This window comes from Microbacterium mcarthurae, assembly GCF_046064585.1.
GTDB classification, from domain to species: domain Bacteria; phylum Actinomycetota; class Actinomycetes; order Actinomycetales; family Microbacteriaceae; genus Microbacterium; species Microbacterium mcarthurae.
In genome coordinates this window covers 253,553-273,508 of sequence record NZ_JAROCE010000003.1, presented here as the reverse complement: position 1 = coordinate 273,508, position 19,956 = coordinate 253,553, and the positions used below count along the sequence as shown (strand labels likewise).

General features: G+C 66.4%; 33 protein-coding genes. 2 read left to right on the top strand and 31 right to left on the bottom strand.

The genetic code is table 11. The features are described 5' to 3' along the window. Window positions 1–33: 33 nt before the first annotated feature. The 31 genes from P5G46_RS11320 to P5G46_RS11170 all read right to left on the bottom strand — a co-directional run bounded on the left by P5G46_RS11320 (window position 34) and on the right by P5G46_RS11170 (window position 17,094). A complete protein-coding gene (locus P5G46_RS11320) occupies window positions 34–1,023 on the bottom strand; it encodes a DNA-directed RNA polymerase subunit alpha (RefSeq protein WP_408905721.1) in 990 nt (329 codons plus the stop codon). 171 nt (window positions 1,024–1,194) lie between these two features. Next, the gene (gene rpsK, locus P5G46_RS11315; protein WP_013583990.1) at window positions 1,195–1,593 is read right to left on the bottom strand and encodes a 30S ribosomal protein S11; all 399 of its coding nucleotides are present in this window, start codon (window positions 1,591–1,593) and stop codon (window positions 1,195–1,197) included. Between the two features lie 34 nt (window positions 1,594–1,627). Then, window positions 1,628–2,002 (bottom strand): 30S ribosomal protein S13, encoded by a 375-nt coding sequence (gene rpsM / locus P5G46_RS11310; protein WP_063256596.1) that lies wholly within the window; start codon window positions 2,000–2,002, stop codon window positions 1,628–1,630. A gap of 139 nt (window positions 2,003–2,141) precedes the next feature. Further along, window positions 2,142–2,258 carry a 50S ribosomal protein L36 gene (gene rpmJ, locus P5G46_RS11305; protein ID WP_005050492.1) on the bottom strand — a complete coding sequence of 39 codons (117 nt, stop codon included), beginning with the start codon at window positions 2,256–2,258 and terminating at the stop codon, window positions 2,142–2,144. A 61-nt stretch (window positions 2,259–2,319) separates the two neighbouring features. Further along, complete coding sequence (infA, locus tag P5G46_RS11300) at window positions 2,320–2,541, bottom strand: translation initiation factor IF-1 (protein ID WP_013583992.1); 222 nt, start codon at window positions 2,539–2,541, stop codon at window positions 2,320–2,322. A 136-nt stretch (window positions 2,542–2,677) separates the two neighbouring features. Further along, a complete protein-coding gene (locus tag P5G46_RS11295) occupies window positions 2,678–3,376 on the bottom strand; it encodes a DsbA family protein (protein ID WP_408905810.1) in 699 nt (232 codons plus the stop codon). Beyond that, complete coding sequence (gene map / locus P5G46_RS11290) at window positions 3,376–4,221, bottom strand: type I methionyl aminopeptidase (protein WP_408905720.1); 846 nt, start codon at window positions 4,219–4,221, stop codon at window positions 3,376–3,378. Before map ends, P5G46_RS11295 begins: the two co-directional genes overlap by 1 nt. 1 nt (window position 4,222) lies before the next feature. Further along, window positions 4,223–4,813, bottom strand: a complete 591-nt coding sequence (locus P5G46_RS11285) for an adenylate kinase (protein ID WP_408905719.1) — start codon at window positions 4,811–4,813, stop codon at window positions 4,223–4,225. Further along, complete coding sequence (gene secY, locus P5G46_RS11280; RefSeq protein ID WP_239274777.1) at window positions 4,810–6,132, bottom strand: preprotein translocase subunit SecY; 1,323 nt, start codon at window positions 6,130–6,132, stop codon at window positions 4,810–4,812. The genes P5G46_RS11285 and secY overlap by 4 nt, the downstream gene beginning before the upstream one ends. A gap of 109 nt (window positions 6,133–6,241) precedes the next feature. After that, window positions 6,242–6,778 carry a 50S ribosomal protein L15 gene (gene rplO / locus P5G46_RS11275; protein WP_408905718.1) on the bottom strand — a complete coding sequence of 179 codons (537 nt, stop codon included), beginning with the start codon at window positions 6,776–6,778 and terminating at the stop codon, window positions 6,242–6,244. Continuing rightward, a complete protein-coding gene (gene rpmD, locus P5G46_RS11270) occupies window positions 6,778–6,963 on the bottom strand; it encodes a 50S ribosomal protein L30 (RefSeq protein WP_013583998.1) in 186 nt (61 codons plus the stop codon). The genes rplO and rpmD overlap by 1 nt, the downstream gene beginning before the upstream one ends. Further along, complete coding sequence (rpsE, locus tag P5G46_RS11265; RefSeq protein WP_022877829.1) at window positions 6,963–7,643, bottom strand: 30S ribosomal protein S5; 681 nt, start codon at window positions 7,641–7,643, stop codon at window positions 6,963–6,965. Before rpsE ends, rpmD begins: the two co-directional genes overlap by 1 nt. Then, complete coding sequence (gene rplR, locus P5G46_RS11260; RefSeq protein WP_022877830.1) at window positions 7,640–7,999, bottom strand: 50S ribosomal protein L18; 360 nt, start codon at window positions 7,997–7,999, stop codon at window positions 7,640–7,642. The genes rpsE and rplR overlap by 4 nt, the downstream gene beginning before the upstream one ends. Window positions 8,000–8,001: 2 nt before the next feature. Further along, a complete protein-coding gene (gene rplF, locus P5G46_RS11255; protein WP_228162598.1) occupies window positions 8,002–8,538 on the bottom strand; it encodes a 50S ribosomal protein L6 in 537 nt (178 codons plus the stop codon). A gap of 6 nt (window positions 8,539–8,544) precedes the next feature. After that, a complete protein-coding gene (gene rpsH, locus P5G46_RS11250; RefSeq protein ID WP_239274775.1) occupies window positions 8,545–8,943 on the bottom strand; it encodes a 30S ribosomal protein S8 in 399 nt (132 codons plus the stop codon). A gap of 92 nt (window positions 8,944–9,035) precedes the next feature. Further along, window positions 9,036–9,626 (bottom strand): 50S ribosomal protein L5, encoded by a 591-nt coding sequence (rplE, locus tag P5G46_RS11245; protein WP_239274774.1) that lies wholly within the window; start codon window positions 9,624–9,626, stop codon window positions 9,036–9,038. 2 nt (window positions 9,627–9,628) lie between these two features. Next, window positions 9,629–9,988, bottom strand: coding sequence for a 50S ribosomal protein L24 (rplX, locus tag P5G46_RS11240; protein WP_063256603.1), 360 nt, complete (start codon window positions 9,986–9,988; stop codon window positions 9,629–9,631). Window positions 9,989–9,990: 2 nt separating this feature from the next. Next, the gene (rplN, locus tag P5G46_RS11235) at window positions 9,991–10,359 is read right to left on the bottom strand and encodes a 50S ribosomal protein L14 (protein WP_013584005.1); all 369 of its coding nucleotides are present in this window, start codon (window positions 10,357–10,359) and stop codon (window positions 9,991–9,993) included. A gap of 34 nt (window positions 10,360–10,393) precedes the next feature. Then, complete coding sequence (gene rpsQ / locus P5G46_RS11230) at window positions 10,394–10,726, bottom strand: 30S ribosomal protein S17 (RefSeq protein WP_022877835.1); 333 nt, start codon at window positions 10,724–10,726, stop codon at window positions 10,394–10,396. Beyond that, complete coding sequence (gene rpmC, locus P5G46_RS11225) at window positions 10,726–11,037, bottom strand: 50S ribosomal protein L29 (RefSeq protein WP_013584007.1); 312 nt, start codon at window positions 11,035–11,037, stop codon at window positions 10,726–10,728. Before rpmC ends, rpsQ begins: the two co-directional genes overlap by 1 nt. Next, window positions 11,037–11,456 (bottom strand): 50S ribosomal protein L16, encoded by a 420-nt coding sequence (gene rplP, locus P5G46_RS11220; protein WP_022877836.1) that lies wholly within the window; start codon window positions 11,454–11,456, stop codon window positions 11,037–11,039. Before rplP ends, rpmC begins: the two co-directional genes overlap by 1 nt. Next, the gene (rpsC, locus tag P5G46_RS11215; protein WP_058230882.1) at window positions 11,456–12,214 is read right to left on the bottom strand and encodes a 30S ribosomal protein S3; all 759 of its coding nucleotides are present in this window, start codon (window positions 12,212–12,214) and stop codon (window positions 11,456–11,458) included. The genes rplP and rpsC overlap by 1 nt, the downstream gene beginning before the upstream one ends. Beyond that, window positions 12,214–12,612, bottom strand: a complete 399-nt coding sequence (gene rplV, locus P5G46_RS11210) for a 50S ribosomal protein L22 (RefSeq protein WP_058623970.1) — start codon at window positions 12,610–12,612, stop codon at window positions 12,214–12,216. Before rplV ends, rpsC begins: the two co-directional genes overlap by 1 nt. Before the next feature lie 25 nt (window positions 12,613–12,637). Then, window positions 12,638–12,919 (bottom strand): 30S ribosomal protein S19, encoded by a 282-nt coding sequence (gene rpsS, locus P5G46_RS11205; RefSeq protein ID WP_022878257.1) that lies wholly within the window; start codon window positions 12,917–12,919, stop codon window positions 12,638–12,640. A 12-nt stretch (window positions 12,920–12,931) separates the two neighbouring features. Continuing rightward, complete coding sequence (gene rplB, locus P5G46_RS11200) at window positions 12,932–13,771, bottom strand: 50S ribosomal protein L2 (RefSeq protein ID WP_022878258.1); 840 nt, start codon at window positions 13,769–13,771, stop codon at window positions 12,932–12,934. 24 nt (window positions 13,772–13,795) lie between these two features. Further along, a complete protein-coding gene (gene rplW / locus P5G46_RS11195; RefSeq protein ID WP_022878259.1) occupies window positions 13,796–14,095 on the bottom strand; it encodes a 50S ribosomal protein L23 in 300 nt (99 codons plus the stop codon). Continuing rightward, window positions 14,092–14,754 carry a 50S ribosomal protein L4 gene (gene rplD, locus P5G46_RS11190; protein ID WP_408905717.1) on the bottom strand — a complete coding sequence of 221 codons (663 nt, stop codon included), beginning with the start codon at window positions 14,752–14,754 and terminating at the stop codon, window positions 14,092–14,094. Before rplD ends, rplW begins: the two co-directional genes overlap by 4 nt. A gap of 4 nt (window positions 14,755–14,758) precedes the next feature. Then, on the bottom strand, window positions 14,759–15,418 hold the full coding sequence (gene rplC / locus P5G46_RS11185; RefSeq protein ID WP_239274772.1) for a 50S ribosomal protein L3: 660 nt from the start codon (window positions 15,416–15,418) through the stop codon (window positions 14,759–14,761). Window positions 15,419–15,426: 8 nt separating this feature from the next. After that, a complete protein-coding gene (gene rpsJ, locus P5G46_RS11180) occupies window positions 15,427–15,735 on the bottom strand; it encodes a 30S ribosomal protein S10 (protein ID WP_013584016.1) in 309 nt (102 codons plus the stop codon). A gap of 437 nt (window positions 15,736–16,172) precedes the next feature. Then, the gene (locus tag P5G46_RS11175) at window positions 16,173–16,388 is read right to left on the bottom strand and encodes a hypothetical protein (RefSeq protein ID WP_239274771.1); all 216 of its coding nucleotides are present in this window, start codon (window positions 16,386–16,388) and stop codon (window positions 16,173–16,175) included. Window positions 16,389–16,503: 115 nt separating this feature from the next. After that, window positions 16,504–17,094 carry a hypothetical protein gene (locus P5G46_RS11170; protein WP_408905716.1) on the bottom strand — a complete coding sequence of 197 codons (591 nt, stop codon included), beginning with the start codon at window positions 17,092–17,094 and terminating at the stop codon, window positions 16,504–16,506. A gap of 508 nt (window positions 17,095–17,602) precedes the next feature. Between P5G46_RS11170 and P5G46_RS11165 the strand changes: the two genes are divergently transcribed. Next, a complete protein-coding gene (locus tag P5G46_RS11165; protein WP_408905715.1) occupies window positions 17,603–19,021 on the top strand; it encodes a tyrosine-protein kinase domain-containing protein in 1,419 nt (472 codons plus the stop codon). Then, window positions 19,018–19,617 carry an arsenate reductase/protein-tyrosine-phosphatase family protein gene (locus P5G46_RS11160; protein WP_408905714.1) on the top strand — a complete coding sequence of 200 codons (600 nt, stop codon included), beginning with the start codon at window positions 19,018–19,020 and terminating at the stop codon, window positions 19,615–19,617. The genes P5G46_RS11165 and P5G46_RS11160 overlap by 4 nt, the downstream gene beginning before the upstream one ends. Window positions 19,618–19,956 lie beyond the last annotated feature (339 nt).

Here is a 19,956-nt window from a genome sequence, read left to right as displayed (position 1 = left end):
CTCCAGTGGGAAGGTTCGGTCGGGTCCGACGGGTCAGACGGTCTCGTCGCCGTAGCCGCCGAAGAACTGAGCGCCGTCGAAGCCGGGCACCGAGTCCTTGAGCGACAGGCCGAGGGAGGTGAGCTTGTCGCGCACCTCGTCGACCGACTTCTGACCGAAGTTGCGGATGTTCATCAGCTGCGTCTCGGAGAGGGCGACCAGCTCGGAGACGGTGTTGATGCCCTCGCGCTTGAGGCAGTTGTACGAGCGGACCGAGAGGTCGAGGTCTTCGATCGGCATCGACAGCTCGTTCGAGAGGACGGTCTCGACCGGGGCGGGGCCGATCTCGATACCCTCGGCCTCGACGTTCAGCTCGCGGGCGAGACCGAACAGCTCGGTGAGCGTGCGGCCGGCCGAGGCCACGGCGTCGCGGGGAGCGATCGACGGCTTCGACTCGACGTCCAGGACGAGCTTGTCGAAGTCGGTGCGCTCACCGGCGCGGGTCGCGTCGACGCGGTAGCTGACCTTGAGCACGGGCGAGTAGATCGAGTCGATCGGGATCTGGCCCGCCTCGGCGTACTCGTTGCGGTTCTGGGTCGCCGACACGTAGCCACGGCCACGCTCGATGGTGAGCTCGAGCTCGAACTTCGCGGTGTCGTTGAGCGTGGCGATGACCAGCTCGGGGTTGTGCACCTCGACGCCCGCGGGAGCGGAGATGTCGGCCGCCGTGACCTCGCCGGCACCCGTCTTTCGCAGGTACGCGGTGATGGGCTCGTCGCGCTCGCTCGAGACCACGAGCTGCTTGATGTTCAGGATGATCTCGGTGACGTCTTCCTTCACGCCCGGGATGGTGCTGAACTCGTGCAGGACGCCATCGATGCGGATGCTCGTGACGGCCGCGCCGGGGATCGACGAGAGGAGGCTGCGACGCAGCGCGTTGCCGATCGTGTAACCGAAGCCGGGCTCGAGCGGCTCGATGACGAAACGGCTGCGGAACTCCCCGATCTTCTCCTCGGTCAGAGTGGGACGCTGTGCGATGAGCACTATGTGTTCCTTTCGATCACGTGCCCGCTATATGACACGTGTAATGGGGTGAGGTGTTGAGTTGTACTCGCCGGATGCCACGCGCCCGGGGGCCGTGGCATCCGCAATGCCTGGGTGCGCGAAAGCGCGAGCGTTCCCGGGGAGCGACGAGCACTCCCCGGGAACGATGCGTCAGACGCGGCGGCGCTTCGGCGGACGGCAGCCGTTGTGCGCCTGCGGCGTCACGTCCTGGATCGAGCCGACCTCGAGGCCGGCAGCCGTCAGCGAGCGGATCGCGGTCTCGCGGCCCGAACCCGGACCCTTCACGAAGACGTCGACCTTCTTGACGCCGTGCTCCTGCGCCTGGCGGGCAGCGGACTCCGCGGCCATGCCGGCGGCGTACGGCGTCGACTTGCGCGAGCCCTTGAAGCCGACTCCGCCGGACGAGGCCCAGCTGATGACGGCCCCGGACGGGTCGGTGATCGAAACGATGGTGTTGTTGAACGTCGACTTGATGTGGGCCTGACCCACGGCGATGTTCTTCTTCTCCTTGCGGCGCGGCTTGCGCGCGGCGGACTTGGCCTGTGCCATGTGCGGTTCTCCTGGATCCTGCGCCGGCGGAGGCCTAGCGCGCCTTCTTCTTGCCGGCGACGGTGCGCTTGGGTCCCTTGCGGGTACGCGCGTTCGTCTTCGTGCGCTGACCGCGCACCGGGAGGCCGCGGCGGTGGCGCAGGCCCTCGTAGGAACCGATCTCGACCTTGCGGCGGATGTCGGCGGCCACCTCGCGACGGAGGTCACCCTCCACCTTGTAGGTGCCCTCGATGTGGTCGCGGAGCGCGACCAGCTGGTCGTCGGTGAGGTCCTTGACGCGGACGTCCGGGCTGATGCCGGTCGCGGTGAGGATCTCGGTGGAGCGGGTACGGCCCACGCCGTAGATGTAGGTAAGTGCGATCACCACGCGCTTGTCGCGCGGGATGTCGACGCCGGCGAGACGTGCCATGCGGCTCTCCTCAGAGTGTCGTGGAGGTGTGGAGCAGGATCGGTGCCCGGGCCTCCGCCCCGAGGTGTCCCCCGCCGTGCGGGTTCTGATCCTGCCGTTGTGTATTCAGTTGGAAGTCGGTCGTCGAGCCCGTACGGACTCAGCCCTGGCGCTGCTTGTGACGCGGGTTGCTCTTGCAGATCACCATGACGCGCCCGTGGCGACGGATCACCTTGCAGTGGTCGCAGATGGGCTTGACGGAGGGGTTGACCTTCATGGGGGTGATTCCTGTTCGCTGTCTTCGATCCGCTCGCGCGGTTCGTTACTTCTCGGCCGGCTCAGCGGTAGCGGTAGACGATGCGACCGCGCGTGAGGTCGTAGGGGCTCAGCTCGACGACGACGCGGTCCTCGGGGATGATGCGGATGTAGTTCTGTCGCATCTTTCCCGAGATGGTGGCGAGCACCTTGTGACCGTTGGTCAGTTCGACACGGAACATCGCATTGGGCAGTGCCTCGGACACCGTGCCCTCGATCTCGATGACACCGTCTTTCTTCGCCATAAACTCGCTCACGCTCATTGCAGACCGGCCGGTCTGCGGTGGATGGGGGTGGTGCAACGACACGCCAATAAAGGCGCAACGCACCAAAGATCAAGCATACGTGGTAGAGCGCGATGCGGCAACTTGCCGCTCTCGGTCAGCCGTTCAGACGCTCGACGATGTCTTTCTGCGGGTCGCCGGTGAGGTCCGTGCGATTGGCGAGCACGGTGCCGTTGATCGCGATCGTCGGCGTGGAGATCGAGCTCACACCCGCCTGGAGGGGCGTCTTCTCGGTGACCGCAGCGACGAACCGGGAGTACGTGCCGTCGCTGATGCAGGATGTGACGGCATCCGAGGCCCCGGCATTCTTCGCGATCGTGGCGATGGCGGCATCGTCCAGACCCGCGGTTCCTTCGCTGGGCTGCTGGGCGTACATCGCCTTGACGAACGCGGTCACGTTGGCGGGGTCGTCGACGGCGACGCAATACGCGGCGTTGGCGGCGCGGGTCGAGAACGCGGTGCCCTGAGACTGCCGGTCGAGGATGGCGATCGGGTGGATGTTGAGGGTGATGGTGCCGTCGTCGGCGAGCTGCTGCAGCGTCGGACCGTAGGCCTGCTCGAACGAGTTGCACACCGGGCACATGAAGTCGACGTACGTGTCGACCGTCTGCTCCCCCGATCCGACGGCGATGGCGCCGGTGTCGGGGTCGACCGCCGAGGATTCGGGAACGGTGCCCGGCGAGGTCGCCTGGCTGTTGGCGAACCAGACCACTCCCCCGATGACCAGGACGAGGACCACCGCGGCCGCCGTCACTCCAAGAGCGAACCAGTTCGTGGACTTGCGCACCGCAGACATCATCTTCCGTCGATCTCCTTCGGCACCACGCCGAAGGGTGCCAGCTTCTCCGCACCGCCGTCGGGAGCGGTGAGGACCCAGATGCCACCATCGTGCACCGCGACGCTATGTTCCCAGTGAGAGCCGGCCGTGCCGTCGACCGTCGAGACGGTCCATCCGTCGTCCTCGACGAGGGTCTCCTGGTCGCCGATGACGACCATCGGCTCGATCGCGACGGCGAGTCCCGGCCGCACCTCGGCGCCGCGCTCCGGCACCCGGTAGTTGAAGATGCTCGGCGATTCGTGCATCTTGCGGCCGATCCCGTGACCGACGTAGTCGCGCAGGATGCCGTAACCGCCCTCCGGGGCATTGGCCTCGATGTAGTCCTCGATGGCGGCGCCCACTTCGCCGAGGTGGGACGCCCGGCTCAGGGCCGCGATGCCGGCCCACAGCGAGCCCTCGGTGACCTCGGAGAGTCGGCGGCGCGGGGCGACGAGCTCTTCGGGTGCGTCGCCCGGCACGACGACGGTGAACGCGGAGTCCCCGTTCCAGCCCGCGTACTCCGCACCGGCGTCGATGGAGAGCAGGTCGCCGGCCACGAGCGGACGGTCGTTCGGGATGCCGTGCACCACCTGCTCGTTCACGGACGCGCAGATCGTGTGGCGGTAGCCGCGCACCATCTGGAAGTTCGACTTCGAGCCGCGCGCGGTGATGACGCGGGAGGCCGCGGCATCCAGCTCGAGGGTCGTGACTCCGGGAGCGATCAGCGCGCGAACGGCGTCCAGGGCCGCGGCCGTGATGAGCCCCGGTTCGACCATCGCGCGCAGGTGCGCGGGCTTCTTGTAGATCGAGGAGCGCAGCACCACGTCACTGCGCCGGTCGCAGCCCCCGCGCCTCGAGCGCGGCGAAGATGCGTGCGGTGATGTCGTCGAGCGCGCCGACGCCGTCGATCTCGTCGACGATGCCGCGAGTGCGGTACACGTCGAGGATCGGAGCCGTCTCGCGCTCGTAGATCTCCAGGCGCGTGGCGATCGCCTCTTCGGTGTCGTCGGCGCGGCCCTGCTCCGCAGCGCGGGCGGTGAGTCGCGACAGCGATTCCTCACGCGGGACGACGAGGGCGATGACCGCGTCGAGCTGTTCGTCGCGCCCTTCGAGGAACTCGTCGAGGTGCATCACCTGAGCGACGTTGCGGGGGTAGCCGTCGAGGAGGAATCCTTCGGCGGCATCCGCCTGGGCGAGGCGGTCGCGGACGACCGCGCTGGTGAGCTCGTCGGGCACGAGGCTGCCGGCGTCGATGATCGACTTGACCTGCAGCCCCAGCTCGGTGCCCTCTGCCACGTTGGCGCGGAAGACGTCGCCGGTCGACACGACGGGGATCCCCCACGCCTCGCCGACGCGGACGCCCTGCGTGCCCTTACCGGAGCCCTGCGGTCCGACGATCAGAAGACGCGCGCTCATCGCAGAAGCCCCTCGTAGTGACGCTGCTGGAGTTGCGCGTCGATCTGCTTCACCGTCTCGAGTCCCACGCCGACGATGATGAGGATCGACGCGCCGCCGAACGGGAAGTTCTGGTTGGCACCGACCGTCGCGAGCGCCACGAGCGGAAGCAGCGCGACCAGGCCGAGGTAGATGGATCCGGGCAGCGTGATCCGGGTCAGCACGTAGTCGAGGTACTCGGCGGTCGGGCGGCCGGCGCGGATGCCCGGGATGAAGCCGCCGTACTTCTTCATGTTGTCGGCGACGTCGACCGGGTTGAAGGTGATCGCGACGTAGAAGTACGTGAAGCCGACGATCAGCAGGAAGTACACGAGCATGTACAGCGGGTGGTCGCCGCGCGTGAGGTACTGCGAGATCCAGGTCACCCACGCGGCCGGCTCCTGACCCACCTGCGGCTGGTTGAACTGCGCGATGAGGGCAGGGATGTACAGCAGCGACGACGCGAAGATCACCGGCACGACACCGGCCATGTTGACCTTGATCGGGATGTAGGTGTTGGTGCCGCCGTAGGTGCGGCGTCCGACCATGCGCTTGGCGTACTGCACGGGGATACGGCGCTGCGACTGCTCGACGAAGACGACGAGTCCGACGACGAGGATGCCGACGGCGAGAACGAGGAGGAAGATCTCCACGCCGCGCGAGTTCAGGATCGCGAGCATCGCCCCGGGGAAGGTCGCGGCGATGGAGGTGAAGATGAGGATCGACATGCCGTTGCCGACGCCACGCTCAGTGACGAGCTCGGCGAACCACATGACCAGGCCGGTGCCGGCGGTCATGGTGATGATCATGAGGAGCTGGGCCCACCAGATGTCGTTGGTCAGCAGCTGCTGGCACTCGGGGGCACCGCCGGTGCCGAAGAGCTGGCCGGAGCGGGCCACCGTGACGAGGGTGGTCGACTGCAGCAGCGCCAGCGCGATCGTGAGGTAGCGCGTGTACTGGGTCAGCTTGGCCTGCCCCGCCTGGCCTTCCTTGTACAGCGTCTCGAAGTGCGGAATGACGACGCGCAGCAGCTGAACGATGATCGTCGCGGTGATGTAGGGCATGACGCCCAGCGCGAAGATCGACAGCTGGAGGAGCGCCCCACCCGAGAACAGGTTGACGAGCGACAGCAGACCCTCGGTGCTCCCGGACTGCGCGAGACAGCGCTGAACGTTCGGGAAGTCGACGAAGGGCGTCGGCACGTGAGCACCTAGCCGGTAAATGGCGATGATGCCCAGCGTGAAGGCGATCTTCCGCCTCAGGTCGGGCGTGCGAAAAACCCGCGCGATGGCGCTGAACAAGGGAAGTCCTCCAGAACGATCTCGGCGCGCGACGAGGCGCACACCGAATCAGACTAACCCAGAAGGGGCCGACGGCCACACGGCCGCCGGCCCCTTCCCGGGTGCGATGTCAGTTGACGGTGCCGCCAGCGGCGACGATCTTCTGCTCGGCGGAGCCGGAGACCTTGTCGACCGAGACGTTGAGCGCGACCGAGATGTCGCCGGTGCCGAGCACCTTGACCTTCTCGTTCTTGCGCACGGCGCCCTTGGCCACGAGGTCGACGACGGTCACGTCGCCACCCTGCGGGTAGAGCTCGGCCAGCTTGTCCAGGTTCACGACCTGGTACTCGACCCGGAACGGGTTCTTGAAGCCGCGGAGCTTCGGGGTGCGCATGTGCAGCGGCATCTGCCCACCCTCGAAGCCGACCTTGACCTGGTAGCGGGCCTTGGTTCCCTTGGTACCGCGACCGGCGGTCTTACCCTTGGAGCCCTCACCGCGACCCACGCGGGTCTTCGCGGTGTGAGCGCCGGGGACCGGACGCAGGTGGTGCACCTTGAGCACGCCGGGGCGCGCCGCGGGAGCGGCATCCTTCTTGGCGGCCGTCTTGCGGGCCGGAGCCTTCTTCGGGGCGTCGACCGTGGCGGTCTCGTCCTTCTTGTCAGCCATTAGTCGATCTCCTCAACCTTGACGAGGTGGGCGACGGTCTTGACGTAGCCGCGCGTCTGCGCGTCGTCGGGACGGACGACCGAGTCGCCGATCCGCTTGAGACCGAGCGAGCGCAGCGTGTCGCGCTGGTTCTGCTTCTCGCTCACCTTGGACTTGATCTGCGTGACCTTCAGACGCTCAGCCATCAGGCACCTACCTTCTGAGCGGCGGCCTCGGCGCGCACGAGGCGGGCCGGGGCGACCTGGTCGAACTCCAGACCGCGGCGGGCGGCCACGGCGCGGGGCTCCTCGAGCGACTTCAGAGCCTCGACGGTCGCGTGCACGATGTTGATCGTGTTCGACGAACCGAGCGACTTCGAGAGGACGTCGTGGATGCCGGCGCACTCGAGGACGGCGCGGACGGGACCACCGGCGATAACACCGGTACCGGCGGCGGCGGGGCGCAGGAGCACCACACCGGCGGCAGCCTCACCCTGGACGGGGTGGGGGATGGTCGAGCCGGAACGGGGGACGCGGAAGAAGTTGCGCTTGGCTTCCTCGACACCCTTCGAGATGGCGAGGGGAACCTCGCGGGCCTTGCCGTAACCGACGCCCACGACACCGTTGCCGTCACCCACGACGACGAGCGCCGTGAAGCTGAAGCGACGACCACCCTTGACCACCTTCGAGACGCGGTTGATCGTCACGACGCGCTCGAGGAACTGGCTCTCGTTGCGGTCGCGCGAACCACGGTCGCGCTGGTTGGCGTTGCGCTCGCGACCACCGCGACGCGGCTCGCGCTCACGCTCGGCGGGCGCCTGGGACCCAGCCGCACCCTCGGTCGGTGCAGTCTGCTCGGTCACTTCGGTCTCCTTGTTGTCACTCACAGGTTCAGCCCTCCTTCGCGGGCGCCTTCGGCGATCGCGGCGACACGACCGGCGTAACGGTTACCGCCGCGGTCGAACACGACGTCCGAGAAGCCGGCGGCCTTGGCACGCTCGGCGACGAGCTCGCCGACCTTGCGGGCCTTGGCGGTCTTGTCACCGTCGAACGAGCGCAGGTCGACCTCGAGGGTCGAGGCCGAGGCCACGGTGTGGCCCTTGCTGTCGTCGACCAGCTGGACGAAGACGTGGCGGGCCGAGCGCGTCACGACGAGACGGGGACGGAGCTCCGTACCCACGACCTTCTTGCGCAGACGAGCGTGGCGACGCGCGCGGGCGGCGGACTTTGTCTTGATAGCCATGGCTACTTACCACTCTTTCCGGCCTTGCGGCGCACAACCTCACCCGCGTACCGCACACCCTTGCCCTTGTAGGGCTCGGGCTTGCGGATCTTGCGGATGTTGGCGGCGGCCTCGCCGACGGCCTGCTTGTCGATGCCGCTCACGGTGAGCTTGTTGTTGCCTTCGACCGTGAGGGTGATGCCCGCGGGCGGGTCGATCAGGACGGGGTGCGAGAAGCCGAGGGCGAACTCGACCGAGCTGCCCTTCTGCGCCACGCGGTAACCCGTGCCGACGACCTCGAGGCCCTTGGAGTAGCCCTGGGTGACACCGATGATGTTGTTGTTGATGAGCGTGCGGGTCAGGCCGTGGAGCGACCGCGACTCGCGCTCGTCGTCGGGGCGGGTGACGAGAACCTGGTTCTCTTCGACCGACACCTCGAGGGGGGATGCCACGGTGAGCGTGAGCTCGCCCTTGGGGCCCTTGACGGCGACCTCCCGGCCGTTCACCGTGACGGTGACACCGGCGGGGATGTCGATGGGAAGACGTCCGATACGCGACATGTCAGATCACCACACGTAGGCGAGGACTTCCCCGCCGACGCCCTTCTGCTCGGCCTGACGGTCGGTGAGAAGACCGGAGGAGGTGGACAGGATGGCCACGCCCAGACCGCCGAGGACCGTGGGGACCTCGGTGGACTTCGCGTACACGCGGAGGCCGGGCTTGGAGACGCGCTTGATGCCGGCGATCGACCGCTCGCGGTTCGGGCCGTACTTCAGCGTCATGGTGAGGGTCTGGCCGACGCGGGCGTCCGAAACGGACCAGTCGGCGATGTAACCCTCCTGCTTGAGGATTTCGGCGATGTGCGTCTTGAGCTTCGAGCTCGGCAGCGACACGGAGTCGTGGTGCGCGGAGTTCGCGTTGCGCAGACGGGTCAGCATGTCTGCGACCGGGTCTGTCATCGTCATGTGTTGCTTCTTTCGATCATGAGGTTTCGACTGCCGTTACACGACAGGCGACCTTCGATGAAAGGCCCCCGGGATCCCGGGGGCCCGGGGGCTCAGGCCTGAGCGTCGCCCGACTGGAAGGGGAAGCCGAGCTGGCGGAGCAGCGAGCGACCTTCGTCGTCGGTCTTGGCGGTGGTGACGATGGTGATGTCGAAACCACGCACGCGGTCGATGCGGTCCTGATCGATCTCGTGGAACACGGACTGCTCCTGGAGACCGAAGGTGTAGTTGCCGTGGCCGTCGAACTGCTTGGCCGACAGGCCGCGGAAGTCGCGGATGCGGGGCAGAGCGAGGTTGACGAGGCGGTCGATGAACTCCCACGCACGGTCGCCGCGGAGGGTGACGTGCGCACCGATGGCCTGGCCCTCACGCAGCTTGAACTGCGCGATGGACTTGCGGGCCTTGGTGACGATGGGCTTCTGACCGGTGATCTTGGTGAGGTCGTCGACCGCACCATCGATCACCTTGCTGTCGCGAGCGGCCTCGCCGACACCGGTGTTCACGACGACCTTGACCAGGCCGGGGATCTGCATGACGTTGGCGTAGCCGAACTCGTCCTGCAGAGCCTTCTTGATCTCGGTGTTGTACTTCTGCTTCAGGCGGGGCTGGATCTTGCCAGCCTCCGCGGCAGTCACGGTGCTCATATTCAGAGGTCCTTGCCTGACTTCTTCGCGTAGCGCACGCGGACGGTGCGCTTGACGCCGTCCTTGACCTGCTCCTCGACGCGGTGGCCGACGCGGGTCGGCTTCTTGGTCGAGGGGTCGACGAGCGCGACGTTGGAGATGTGGATCGGGGCTTCGAACGTCTCGATGCCACCGGTCTTGGTGCCGCGCTGGGACTGGCCGACGCGGTTGTGCTTGGTGACGTAGTTCACGCCTTCGACGATGACGCGGTTCTGCTCGGTGAGGACCTCGAGGACCTTACCCTGCTTGCCGCGGTCTCCGCCGCGCTCGGGCTTGGCGCCCGAGATGACCTGAACCAGGTCGCCCTTCTTGATCTTCGCCATGATCAGATGACCTCCGGGGCGAGCGAGACGATCTTCATGAACTTCTTGTCGCGAAGCTCACGGCCGACCGGCCCGAAGATACGGGTGCCGCGGGGCTCCCCGTCGTTCTTCAGGATCACGGCGGCGTTCTCGTCGAACTTGATGTACGAGCCGTCGGGACGACGGGTCTGCTTGACCACACGGACGACGACGGCCTTGACCACGTCGCCCTTCTTGACGTTTCCACCGGGGATGGCGTCCTTGACCGTGGCGACGATGACGTCGCCCAGGCCCGCGTACCGGCGGTTGGAGCCGCCGAGGACACGGATGGTCAGCAGCTCCTTGGCGCCGGTGTTGTCGGCGACCTTCAGCCGGGATTCGTTCTGAATCACTTGTTACTCCTTGGGTTCCAAGCAGCCGCGAGGCTTACTTGGCCTTCTCGAGGATCTCGACCAGGCGCCAGCGCTTGGTGGCGCTCAGCGGACGGGTCTCGTTGATGACGACCAGGTCGCCGATGCCGGCCGAGTTCGTCTCGTCGTGGGCCTTGACCTTCGACGTGCGGCGGATGACCTTGCCGTAGAGCGGGTGCTTCACGCGGTCTTCGACCTCGACGACGATCGTCTTGTCCATCTTGTCGCTGACGACGTAGCCGCGACGCGCCTTGCGGTAACCGCGGGCGTTCTCGTCGCGCACGTCGTTGGCGGCGTGCTCGTGGCCGGCGACCTGCGCCTCGGCCTCTGCCTTCTTCGCGGTAGCCATTACTCCGCCTCTTCCTTCGCGGCGTCGTCGGCGGCATCCGCCTTCTTCGCCTTGCTCTTCTTCGCCTTCGTCGCCTCGACCGGGGCCGGCGTGGCGCGGATGCCGAGCTCGCGCTCGCGGATCACGGTGTACAGCCGCGCGATGTCACGCTTGACGGCGCGGATGCGGCCGTGGCTCTCGAGCTGGCCGGTGGCCGACTGGAAGCGCAGGTTGAACAGCTCTTCCTTGGCCTTGCGCAGCTCCTCGACGAGGCGCTGGTCTTCGAACGTGTCGAGCTCGCTCGGGGCGAGCTGCTTGGTGCCGATCGCCATTACGCGTCGCCCTCCTCGCGCTTGATGATGCGTGCCTTGAGCGGCAGCTTGTGGATGGCACGGGTCAGTGCTTCACGAGCGAGCTGCTCGTTGACACCGGCGACCTCGAAGAGGACGCGACCCGGCTTGACGTTTGCGACCCACCACTCGGGGGAACCCTTACCGGAACCCATGCGGGTTTCGGCGGGCTTCTTGGTGAGGGGACGGTCGGGGTAGATGTTGATCCACACCTTTCCACCACGCTTGATGTGACGCGTCATGGCGATACGAGCGGACTCGATCTGACGGTTGGTCACGTAAGCGGGGGTGAGCGCCTGGATGCCGAACTCACCGAACGACACCTGGGTGCCACCGGTGGCCTGGCCCGAGCGGCCGGGGTGGTGCTGCTTGCGGTACTTGACCTTGCGGGGGATGAGCATTACGCCGACGCTCCTTCTGCCACGGGGGCCTCATTGCGAGGGCCACGACGACGGTCGCCGCCACGGTCGTCACGACCGCGCGACTTCGGGGCGTTGGCCTGCTCGCGGGCGAGCTCCTTGTTGGTGAGGTCGCCCTTGTAGATCCAGACCTTCACGCCGATGCGGCCGAAGGTCGTCTTGGCCTCGTAGAAGCCGTAGTCGATGTTCGCGCGCAGGGTGTGCAGGGGCACACGGCCTTCGCGGTAGAACTCGGAGCGGCTCATCTCGGCGCCGCCGAGGCGGCCCGACACCTGGATGCGGACACCCTTGGCGCCGGCACGCTGCGCGCCCTGCAGGCCCTTGCGCATCGCGCGGCGGAAGGCCACGCGGGCGGAGAGCTGCTCGGCGACACCCTGGGCGACCAGCTGAGCGTCGGCCTCGGGGTTCTTGACCTCGAGGATGTTCAGCTGGATCTGCTTGCCGGTGAGCTTCTCGAGGTCGGCGCGGATGCGCTCGGCCTCGGCGCCGCGGCGACCGATCACGATGCCCGGGCGGGCGGTGTGGATGTCGACGCGGACGCGGTCACGCGTGCGCTCGATCTCGATGTTGCTGACGCCCGCGCGGTCGAGCGAGGTGGTCAGCAGGCGACGGATCTTGATGTCCTCGGCGAGGTAGTCGGCGTAGCGCTGTCCGGGCTTCGTCGAGTCGGAGAACCACCGCGACACGTGGTCGGTGGTGATGCCGAGGCGGAAGCCGTACGGGTTGACCTTCTGTCCCATTACTTGCTCGCCTTCTTGTTGGCGCGAGCCGGGGCCGCTGCAGCGTCTTCCGGCGTCGCGAGCACGACCGTGATGTGGCTCGTGCGCTTCTTGATCTGGAAGGCGCGACCCTGTGCGCGGGGCTGAAAACGCTTGAGCGTCGTGCCCTCGTCGACGTACGCGTTCTTCACGTACAGGTCGGCGTCATCCAGGTACTCGTTCGTCTTGTCGGCGGTGACGCGAGCGTTCGCGATCGCCGAGGCGACGAGCTTGTAGATCGGCTCGCTCGCGCCCTGCGGCGCGAACTTCAGGATCGCGAGGGCCTCTTCGGCCTGCTTGCCCTTGATGAGAGCGACGACACGACGAGCCTTCTGAGGGGTCACGCGGATGTGTCGCACGCGTGCGATGGACTCCACCATTTCTCTCTCCTCTTGCGCCCCCGCGTCAGCGGCGGCGGCCCTTCTTGTCGTCCTTCACGTGGCCGCGGAAGGTGCGGGTGGGCGAGAACTCGCCCAGCTTGTGGCCGACCATGGTCTCGGTCACGAACACGGGGATGTGCTTGCGACCGTCGTGCACGGCGATGGTGTGTCCCAGCATGGCGGGGATGATCATCGAACGGCGCGACCAGGTCTTGATGACGTTCTTGGTGCCGGCTTCGTTCTGCGAGACGACCTTGCGAAGCAGGTGCTCGTCGACGAAGGGGCCCTTCTTAAGGCTGCGAGGCATCTTCCTCTACTCCTACTTGCGCTTCTTGCCGGCGGTGCGACGGCGGACGATCAGCTTGTCGCTTTCCTTGTTCGCGTGGCGGGTGCGGCCTTCGGCCTTACCCCACGGCGAAACAGGGTGACGACCACCGGAGGTCTTACCCTCACCACCACCGTGCGGGTGGTCGACCGGGTTCATGGCGACACCGCGGACGGTCGGGCGGACGCCCTTCCAACGCTTGCGGCCGGCCTTGCCCCAGTTGATGTTCGACTGCTCGGCGTTGCCGACCTCGCCGATCGTCGCGCGGCAGCGGACGTCGACGTTGCGGATCTCGCCCGAGGGCAGACGCAGCTGCGCGTAGGGGCCGTCCTTGGCGACCAGACGCACCGAGGCGCCGGCCGAACGGGCCATCTTCGCTCCGCCGCCGGGACGCAGCTCGATCGCGTGGATCACGGTACCGGTGGGGATGTTGCGCAGCGGCAGGTTGTTGCCGGGCTTGATGTCGGCGCCGGCACCGGACTCGACGATGTCACCCTGCTGCAGCTTGTTGGGGGCGAGGATGTAACGCTTCTCGCCGTCCTTGTAGTGCAGGAGCGCGATGCGCGCGGTGCGGTTGGGGTCGTACTCGATGTGAGCGACCTTGGCGTCGATGCCGTCCTTGTCGTTACGACGGAAGTCGATCAGACGGTACTGGCGCTTGTGACCGCCACCGATGTGACGCGTCGTGATGCGGCCCTGGTTGTTGCGGCCACCGGTCTTCGACAGCGGGCGCAGCAGCGACTTCTCGGGCGTCGATCGGGTGATCTCGGCGAAGTCGGCCACCGACGAGCCGCGGCGACCGGGGGTCGTGGGCTTGTACTTGCGAATAGCCATTGTTCTTGTCCTCTATCCCGACCGTCAGCCGACTGCCGTGAAGATGTCGATGGTGCCCGACTTGAGGCTGACGATCGCGCGCTTGGTGTCCTTGCGCTTGCCGATGCCGAAGCGGGTGCGACGGGCCTTGCCCACGCGGTTGATCGTGTTGACCGAGGCCACCTTGACGCCGAAGATCTTCTCGATCGCGAGCTTGATCTCGGTCTTGGAGGCGCGGGGGTCCACGAGGAACGTGTACTTGCCCTCGTCGATGAGCGAGTAGCTCTTCTCGGAGACGACCGGCTTCAGGATGATGTCGCGCGGGTCCTTGTTGACGGCGGTCATGCCGAGACCTCCTCGGTGGCGCCGGACTTCGACGCGACGAACGCGTCGTAGGCGGCCTTGGTGAAGACGATGTCGTCGGAGACGAGCACGTCGTAGGCGTTCAGCTGGCCGTAGGTCAGCACGTGGACGTACGCGAGGTTGCGCACGCTCTTGACGGTCACCTCGTCGTCGCGGTCGATGACCACGAGGACGTTCTTGACGGCGCCCAGACCCGACAGCACCGAGGCGGCGGCCTTGGTGGACGGGGTGCCCTCGATGCCGAACGACTCCACGACGTGGAGGCGCTCACCGCGGGCGCGGTCGCTCAGCGCGCCCAGCAGGGCGGCGGCGATCATCTTCTTGGGGGTGCGCTGGCCGTAGTCACGCGGCTTGGGGCCGTGGACGATGCCACCGCCGGTCATGTGCGGCGCACGGATCGAGCCCTGACGGGCGTTACCGGTGCCCTTCTGCTTGAAGGGCTTGCGGCCGGCACCGGAGACCTCGCCACGACGCTTTGTCGAGTGCGTGCCCTGGCGGGCGGCGGCGCGCTGGGCGACGACGACCTGGTGGATCAGCGGGATGTTCGTCTTGACGTCGAAGATCGCGGCGGGCAGCTCCACGGAGCCGGCCTTCTTGCCGTCGGACTTGCGAACGTCGAGCGCGAGAGTCGAGTCAGCCATGAGATCAGGCACCCTTCACTGCGTTGCGGACGTAGACGATGCGGCCGCGCGCACCGGGGACGGCGCCCTTGACGAGCAGCAGACCCTTCTCGGCGTCGACGGCGTGCACCGTGAGGTTGAGGACGGTCACGCGCTCGCCACCCATACGGCCGGCCATGCGCATGCCCTTGAAGACGCGGCTCGGGGTCGACGAGGCGCCGATCGAACCGGGCTTGCGGTGGTTGCGGTGCGCACCGTGCGAAGCGGAGACACCCTTGAAGTTGTGACGCTTCATGACACCGGCGGTGCCCTTGCCCTTGCTGGTGCCGACGACGTCGACCAGCTGGCCGGCCTCGAACAGGCCGTCCACGGTGAGCTCCTGACCGAGTGAGTAGTCAGCGGCATCCGCGGTGCGAACCTCGGTGAGGTGACGACGCGGCGTAACGCCCGCGGCCTCGAAGTGGGCCGACAGGGGCTTGTTCACCTTGCGGGGGTCGATCTGGCCGTAGCCGATCTGAACGGCGTTGTAGCCGTCCTTCTCGACCGAGCGGAGCTGGGTCACGACGTTGGGCGCAACCTCGATGACGGTGACGGGAACGAGCTTGCCGTTCTCGTCCCACACCTGGGTCATGCCGAGCTTGGTGCCGAGGAGGCCCTTGGAGATCTTGGAGTTGATGTCAGCCATGTCGAACCTCAGAGCTTGATCTCGATGTTGACATCGGCCGGGAGGTCGAGACGCATCAGCGAGTCGACGGCCTTGGGCGTCGGGTCGATGATGTCGATGAGGCGCTTGTGGGTGCGCATCTCGAAGTGCTCGCGGCTGTCCTTGTACTTGTGGGGCGACCGGATGACGCACACGACGTTCTTCTCGGTCGGCAGGGGAACCGGGCCCACAACGGTGGCGCCGGCACGGGTCACGGTGTCGACGATCTTGCGCGCGGACGAGTCCAGTCCGGCGTGGTCGTACGACTTCAGGCGAATGCGGATCTTCTGTCCCGCCATTGTCTGCTCACTCTCTTTCTCGCGTCTTACCCGACCTAGGGCATCGGACGCACGGTGGCGCTCTCGCGCCCTGGCACTTCCCCTCGCTTGCGCGAGAGATGCTGCACCGCTGTTCAGCTGTCAAACCGGATGCCATGGCATCCGGCCCGCCCCTTGCACGCACGCGTGCGAATCCCGTGAAGGATGAGGGGGTTCGGTGTGGTGTTCTGCTGCCCGCGGCCCAGGACCCTGCGCTCACGCGCCGCCTGTGCACTGCCCTGGCAGTGATCCTGGCGCGCTCAGCGCACGCCGGAATGTGGAACCTGGATAGTCTACGGGCCGCTCCGGCGTGTCGCAAACCCGGGCGTGTCGCGTGCGGCATATCCTCAGCCCTCCCCCGCACAACACGACGGCGCCGCCCCCGATTCCCGGGGACGGCGCCGTGAAGCGAGTACGGATCAGGCGTTGCCGATGTTCTTGTCGACGTTGTCGCGCACCTCGTCGACCTTGGCGTGGTGCTCGGCGGGGACGACCTTCTTGATGGCGTCGGCCGCGCCGCTGAGGATCTTGTCGCTGACCTCCTCGGCCTTCTCGCTCTTGAGCGCCTCTTCGATCTTGTCGCGGTTCTGATCGAGCATCTGCTTGCCCTTATTGATGATGTCGTCGACTCCCATGACGGTTCTCCTTCGTCTCATGCCCGACCGGGGCGGGCGTGGGTTCATTGTGGCCGGGTGCGACGGGGCGGAGGAAGAGCGGGCGGGGTGTGTTCGCTCGAACTCGCCTCGCCGGTCAGATGGTGACGACACTCGCGATCGTGTCGAAGTAGGTGGCCCCCGCCTGCACCGTCGCCTGCGTGGGGCCGAGGACGGTGCCCGACGTCGGGCGCAGTGCGACGTACGGCGCGGGCACCCGGTTGGCCGCCCCGTTGAGCAGCTGCCCCGGGTAGAGGAACGAGATCGACCCCGATGTCCCGGATGCCGTGGATCCGGCGGACTGCGTCCAGCCCCGCAGCGCGCGAAGGACCGGCGTGAAGTCCCCCGTCCCCTCCCACATCACGGTGATGGTCGGCGTGGATGCCACGTAGGTCCCCGCGGGAAATTCGTCGCCGTCCTCGTCGAAGATGAAGAACCCGAAACCGGACGTCGTTTGATCCATGCGGATCTCGTTCGGGGACCCGCCGCGGTAGGTCGCGATCGAGGTGCCGCCGTCGAGCGCCGTGACGGCGGCCGGCGGGACCGGTGTGGGCTGACGCGTGCTCGCCGCGACGAGCTGCGCGGCCACCGTCGCCGCGACTACCGGCGCGATCCATGCGACGGCCCCCACGACGGCGCGACGGTTCACGGAATCGTCACGAACCGACTCGACGAACTGCGTGCTCATGTGCTGCCCCCTTGATTCGCGGGCGCCCATTGCTTCCGAGGCGCCGAGGCACGGCCCGGCGCGGGCGTCGCGCAGCCGTGGAGTCGGCTCCGACAACCGACGTAGGGCTATGCAACCGCAGCGGCGAGGCGCACGGGGAGGCTTTCACTACTCGCGTCACCAAGCGGCGGCCGAGACAGTTCCCGGGTAGAGCCATGCCCCCCACCCCAGGACGCGGATGTGACTGGGTAGGGCAATCCTGTCCGATGGGATCGAAATGGCGCTCAGGTGCTCGTCGGCGAAGGCCCCCACTCGCCAATTCACGAGGCGCTCACTACCGCGCACCTGTAGCCCCTCGTCATCACTTCGCGTGAGACCAGATTGACAACGATTCGACGCGACTGGGAACTTCGAAACAGCAACTGCACCTTAGGCTGTCCGGAGACGCTTTCGACGACGAGGAGAGGTCGCTCCGCACTTCGGCGAGGCCCGACTCCTTCGTACTCCACCACGAGCGAACGGATGAAGCTTGGAACTGCGCGACTATCTCCAGATCCTGCACCGGAACTGGGTTCTTTTTCTCATCGCGACGTTGGTCGGCGGCGGCGCTGCGTTCGGCATTTCTCTATTGCAGACACCCAGATACGAAGCGACCACGAAACTGTACGTCTCGGTTCGCTCGGACGCAGCTGGCATCAGTGAGCTCGCGCAAGGCACCTCCTTCGCCAGGCAGGCTGTCGTGAGTTTCGTGGATGTGGTCGATAGCTCCGTCGTCCTTGAGCGGGTGATCGAGGAATTGCAGCTAGACACGACCCCCGAGGAGCTGAGGTCGGAGGTGTCCGCAACGACCCCGCTCAATTCCGTCATCATCGCCGTCACAGCCGCCAACCGCGACCCGGAGACGGCCGCAGCAATCGCAAACTCCGTGGGCACGAACTTCTCAGACATCGTGGTGAACACGTTGGAGCGCCCAGAGGGCGAGAGCGCAAGCCTTGTGAGGATCGAGACAATCGAGCCTGCACTCGCGCCCACCGACGCCGCCTCGCCGAATTTCACCCTGGCCATTGCTCTGGGTGCTGTAGCAGGCCTCGCGCTCGGAGTGATCACTGCCGTCGGGCGCTCCGTGCTGGACACGAGGATCCACTCGAGCCACGACATCGAGTCGATCACCGAGGTGCCCGTACTCGGGGGCATTCCTCAAGACCCAGAGATCAAGAAGCGTGCGCTGATTGTCGAGTTTGAGCCTCGCAGCCCGAGTGCTGAAGCGTTCAGAAGCCTTCGAACAAATCTGCAGTTCGTGGAGGTGGACAGCACCTCGCGTACGTTCGTCGTCTCGAGCGCGGGCCCCGGTGAGGGAAAATCTGTCACGACCGTCAACCTCGCGCTGGCACTCGCTGGTACAGGTGCGAAAGTAGCTCTCGTTGACGGCGACCTCCGACTGCCTCGAGTAGCGGAGTACATGGGCCTCGAAGGCGGGGCTGGCCTTACCGACGTTCTGATCGGTCGCGCGGCTCTCGCGGATGTCCTGCAGCAATGGGGGAACGGCAAACTGTTCGTGCTTCCCTCAGGACGGATACCTCCTAATCCTGCCGAGCTTCTGGGCAGTGAGGCGATGCGTCGCACAATTGATGCCCTGTCCGGTGCGTTTGATTACGTCCTGATCGACGCCCCGCCGCTTCTCCTCGTTACAGACGCGGCCGTCGTCTCCCGGCTGACAAGTGGGGCCTTGCTCGTCGCAGCGTCTGGATCGACTCGGAAACCGCAGCTTGCCGCGGCAGTAGAAAAGCTCAATGCGATCGGCACGAAGATCTTCGGAGTCGTCGTGACCATGATGCCCCCAAAGGGCCCGGACAGCTATGGCTACGGCTCCTACTCGTACACCGGCAAGATCGAGGACACTTCACGACGCCGGGGCATCACACCGGAGACACCGACGGAGCGTGGATGACGTTCACAGTGCTCGCGGTTTGCACGGGCAACGTCTGCCGCTCTCCTGTGGCCGAGCTGCAGATCGCCGCTGCCCTGCAGTCAATCGCCGCAGTCCGTGTGTCCAGCGCCGGCACACACGCTCTCGTTGGTAGTAGCGTTCCCGAGACGACGCTTCTAATGTCCCGTGAGTACGGACTCGATGCGAGTCAACACAGGGCGCGCCAGCTGACGGACGAGCTGATCCGCGACGCAGACCTGATTATTGCGATGGCTAGGGAGCATCGCCGGGCCGTCGTCGAGGCGGTTCCGGCTGCTGTACGCAGGACCTTCACTCTGCGCGAGCTGGCTCGCATCGCTGCGGCCGCAAAGGATCATCCGATGGAGGAGCTGACGCCACAAGGAGGGGACCTCGCATCGACAGATGCTCTGGCAGTTGCCGTGACTCACGCCGCGGCGCTCCGAGGAAGGGTTGGACCGGTCTTCGACCAGCGTGAACTCGACGTGGAAGACCCATTCGGTCGTTCCGAGGAAACGTACCGCCGCTCTTTCGAGGAGCTTATCCCGGCGGGCGCTGCTGTCGCCGCGTACCTCCTAGCGGCCAACGCCGCCGCCTGATCGAGGCGGATTTCCCGATCGAGAGTATTGGGAATAGCTGTCGTTCGATCGGTGTCGAAAACCGTGCGCAGCCCTGGGTAGAGATCTACGCAATGTCGACACTCGCAGGCAGAGACCATTCGGTGATCTGTGATTCGGCAGTGCGAGGATGAGCGGCTCCGCTTGGGATCGCGGAGCGGTCGCAGTCGAGGCGAATGAACGCCGAGCGCACTCGACGAAGCCCCGGCACGCAATATTTCGCGTTCTCCCTCGAGGGACCGCACATGATTCTGGCGCGGGGCGCGCTTCCCCCTTCTGAGTCAGGCCTGAGAGCCAAGCCTCTCTACGCAATATCGTACA

What these genes read in the sequence shown, in the direction of transcription:
- rpsK (WP_013583990.1), bottom strand. Translation starts at nt 1,593, where the DNA reads ATGGCACAGGCCAAGTCCGCCGCGCGCAAGCCGCGCCGCAAGGAGAAG.
- rpsM (WP_063256596.1), bottom strand. Translation starts at nt 2,002, where the DNA reads ATGGCACGTCTCGCCGGCGTCGACATCCCGCGCGACAAGCGCGTGGTG.
- rpmJ (WP_005050492.1), bottom strand. Translation starts at nt 2,258, where the DNA reads ATGAAGGTCAACCCCTCCGTCAAGCCCATCTGCGACCACTGCAAGGTG.
- infA (WP_013583992.1), bottom strand. Translation starts at nt 2,541, where the DNA reads ATGGCGAAGAAAGACGGTGTCATCGAGATCGAGGGCACGGTGTCCGAG.
- P5G46_RS11295 (WP_408905810.1), bottom strand. Translation starts at nt 3,376, where the DNA reads ATGTCTGCGGTGCGCAAGTCCACGAACTGGTTCGCTCTTGGAGTGACG.
- P5G46_RS11285 (WP_408905719.1), bottom strand. Translation starts at nt 4,813, where the DNA reads ATGAGCGCGCGTCTTCTGATCGTCGGACCGCAGGGCTCCGGTAAGGGC.
- rplO (WP_408905718.1), bottom strand. Translation starts at nt 6,778, where the DNA reads ATGGCTGACAAGAAGGACGAGACCGCCACGGTCGACGCCCCGAAGAAG.
- rpmD (WP_013583998.1), bottom strand. Translation starts at nt 6,963, where the DNA reads ATGGCTGAGCGTCTGAAGGTCACGCAGATCAAGTCCAAGGTGAGCGAG.
- rplR (WP_022877830.1), bottom strand. Translation starts at nt 7,999, where the DNA reads ATGGCTATCAAGACAAAGTCCGCCGCCCGCGCGCGTCGCCACGCTCGT.
- rplF (WP_228162598.1), bottom strand. Translation starts at nt 8,538, where the DNA reads ATGTCGCGTATCGGACGTCTTCCCATCGACATCCCCGCCGGTGTCACC.
- rpsH (WP_239274775.1), bottom strand. Translation starts at nt 8,943, where the DNA reads ATGACGATGACAGACCCGGTCGCAGACATGCTGACCCGTCTGCGCAAC.
- rplE (WP_239274774.1), bottom strand. Translation starts at nt 9,626, where the DNA reads ATGAGCACCGTGACTGCCGCGGAGGCTGGCAAGATCCAGCCCCGCCTG.
- rplX (WP_063256603.1), bottom strand. Translation starts at nt 9,988, where the DNA reads ATGGCGAAGATCAAGAAGGGCGACCTGGTTCAGGTCATCTCGGGCGCC.
- rpsQ (WP_022877835.1), bottom strand. Translation starts at nt 10,726, where the DNA reads ATGGCTACCGCGAAGAAGGCAGAGGCCGAGGCGCAGGTCGCCGGCCAC.
- rpmC (WP_013584007.1), bottom strand. Translation starts at nt 11,037, where the DNA reads ATGGCGATCGGCACCAAGCAGCTCGCCCCGAGCGAGCTCGACACGTTC.
- rplP (WP_022877836.1), bottom strand. Translation starts at nt 11,456, where the DNA reads ATGCTCATCCCCCGCAAGGTCAAGTACCGCAAGCAGCACCACCCCGGC.
- rpsC (WP_058230882.1), bottom strand. Translation starts at nt 12,214, where the DNA reads ATGGGACAGAAGGTCAACCCGTACGGCTTCCGCCTCGGCATCACCACC.
- rplV (WP_058623970.1), bottom strand. Translation starts at nt 12,612, where the DNA reads ATGGTGGAGTCCATCGCACGCGTGCGACACATCCGCGTGACCCCTCAG.
- rpsS (WP_022878257.1), bottom strand. Translation starts at nt 12,919, where the DNA reads ATGCCTCGCAGCCTTAAGAAGGGCCCCTTCGTCGACGAGCACCTGCTT.
- rplB (WP_022878258.1), bottom strand. Translation starts at nt 13,771, where the DNA reads ATGGCTATTCGCAAGTACAAGCCCACGACCCCCGGTCGCCGCGGCTCG.
- rplW (WP_022878259.1), bottom strand. Translation starts at nt 14,095, where the DNA reads ATGACCGCCGTCAACAAGGACCCGCGCGACATCATCCTGAAGCCGGTC.
- rplD (WP_408905717.1), bottom strand. Translation starts at nt 14,754, where the DNA reads ATGGCTGACTCGACTCTCGCGCTCGACGTTCGCAAGTCCGACGGCAAG.
- rplC (WP_239274772.1), bottom strand. Translation starts at nt 15,418, where the DNA reads ATGGCTGACATCAACTCCAAGATCTCCAAGGGCCTCCTCGGCACCAAG.
- rpsJ (WP_013584016.1), bottom strand. Translation starts at nt 15,735, where the DNA reads ATGGCGGGACAGAAGATCCGCATTCGCCTGAAGTCGTACGACCACGCC.
- P5G46_RS11175 (WP_239274771.1), bottom strand. Translation starts at nt 16,388, where the DNA reads ATGGGAGTCGACGACATCATCAATAAGGGCAAGCAGATGCTCGATCAG.
- P5G46_RS11170 (WP_408905716.1), bottom strand. Translation starts at nt 17,094, where the DNA reads ATGAGCACGCAGTTCGTCGAGTCGGTTCGTGACGATTCCGTGAACCGT.
- P5G46_RS11160 (WP_408905714.1), top strand. Translation starts at nt 19,018, where the DNA reads ATGACGTTCACAGTGCTCGCGGTTTGCACGGGCAACGTCTGCCGCTCT.